The sequence below is a fragment of the Xanthobacter autotrophicus genome (genome assembly GCF_029991245.1).
GTDB classification, from domain to species: Bacteria; Pseudomonadota; Alphaproteobacteria; order Rhizobiales; family Xanthobacteraceae; genus Xanthobacter; species Xanthobacter autotrophicus_C.
The window spans coordinates 1-521 of sequence record NZ_JAIVFO010000333.1; the positions used below are offsets into that span (position 1 = coordinate 1).

Genomic DNA, 521 nt, shown 5'->3' on the forward strand with positions numbered 1-521 from the left:
TTTGCGTAGTGCACGCATCACCTCAATACCTTTGATGGTGGCGTAAGCCGTCTTCATGGATTTAAATCCCAGCGTGGCGTTGATTATCCGTTTCAGTTTGCCATGATCGCATTCAATCACGTTGTTCCGGTACTTAATCTGTCGGTGTTCAACGTCAGACGGGCACCGGCCTTCGCGTTTGAGCAGAGCAAGCGCGCGACCATAGGCGGGCGCTTTATCCGTGTTGATGAATCGTGGGATCTGCCACTTCTTCACGTTGTTGAGGATTTTACCCAGAAACCGGTATGCAGCTTTGCTGTTAGGGGTCGTCTCAGAAAACGGAATCTATGGTCACTCCCGTTTTTGCAACACCGATTTTGACGACAAGTTGGCTTGCTTGAATCTATCCGGCGTCTGAATGGGATTTTATTCCCGCGCCTTGATGAGTTCCGCGCCTGATGAACCTCCAGAAAATATACGGCTTCAATGAGCCTTTCCGTTTTACAGGTTCCTCAACAGGCCGGTGGGCCGTTAGTATCATC

Annotated in this window: 1 pseudogene; it reads right to left on the reverse strand. The window is 50.1% G+C overall.

What is annotated here, in order from left to right:
* Positions 1 to 300: pseudogene (locus tag K9U41_RS23070) on the reverse strand (IS6-like element IS26 family transposase); the annotation flags it as partial.
* Positions 301 to 521: the final 221 nt, after the last annotated feature.